This window comes from Micromonospora sp. NPDC002411 (assembly GCF_053592955.1).
Genome location: NZ_JBSFBM010000648.1, coordinates 1 through 1089 on the forward strand (window position 1 = coordinate 1; position 1089 = coordinate 1089).

Genomic DNA, 1089 nt, shown 5'->3' on the forward strand with positions numbered 1-1089 from the left:
GCCGGGCCGAGGCCGACCGCCGTCGCGCCGGCCCAGCAGCCGCGACCCACCGCCATCGCGCCGGCCGTCCAGCCCGGCCGCCCACCCGTCGCACCGAACGGCTACCCGCGCGGCGCCGCCGCGGTGCCGTCGGCACCGCCCCGCCAGGAACACCCGCCGGCGTACGTCCGACAGGCCGGACCGTCGGTGCCATCATCTGAACCCCGCCGGTCCCGTCCCGGAATGGTGCTTCTGGCCATCCTGCTGGCGGTACTGGTCCTTGTTTGTTCCGGCGTGATTTCCTACAACCTGCGGAAGCAGTCGCAGGCCGGTGAACCCGCCGGGCTGACTCCGCGCGCCGTGACGTCCGGCGCGCTACGACTCGACGGACGCGACGATCCGACCCTGACGTCGTACCGTCGGGAGGTACGACTCCAGCCGGACGGCGGCGGGACGACGACGAGCGAAGGACGACAGACGCGATGACAGCGCAGGCCCGCCTGCTCGGTGGCAGGTACCAGGTCGGCGAGCTGCTCGGCTATGGCGGCATGGCCGAGGTGCACCGCGGTCGCGACCTCCGGCTCGGTCGGGACGTCGCGATCAAGATGCTCCGTACCGACCTGGCCCGGGACGCGACGTTCCAGATGCGGTTCCGCCGGGAGGCGCAGAACGCCGCGTCGCTCAACCACCCGGCGATCGTGGCGGTCTACGACACCGGCGAGGAGACCGCGCCGACAGGCGAGACGCTGCCGTTCATCGTCATGGAGTTCGTCAACGGGCGGACCCTGAAGGAGGTCCTCGGCGCCGAGGGCCGGTTGCAGCCGCGCCGGGCGTTGGAGATCTGCGCCGACATGTGCGCCGCGCTGGAGTTCAGCCACCGGCACGGCATCATCCACCGCGACATCAAGCCGGGCAACGTGATGCTCACCCAGACCGGCCAGGTCAAGGTGATGGACTTCGGCATCGCCCGCGCGCTCGCCAGCGGTGCGACCACCATGACGCAGACCAGCGCGGTGATCGGCACGGCCCAGTACCTGTCCCCCGAGCAGGCGCGCGGCGAGGCCGTCGACGCCCGCTCCGATGTGTACGCCGCCGGCTGCGTGCTCTTCG

Annotated in this window: 1 protein-coding gene and 1 pseudogene; both read left to right on the forward strand. The window is 72.0% G+C overall.

Going from position 1 to position 1089, the window contains the following annotated elements; genetic code table 11:
• Positions 1 to 465, forward strand: a pseudogene (locus ACWCO3_RS34745) (serine/threonine protein kinase); the annotation flags it as partial.
• Positions 462 to 1089: protein kinase domain-containing protein (locus ACWCO3_RS34750; protein ID WP_450014260.1), on the forward strand; the 628-nt coding region annotated here is incomplete at its 3' end. The pseudogene ACWCO3_RS34745 and the gene ACWCO3_RS34750, both read left to right, overlap by 4 nt.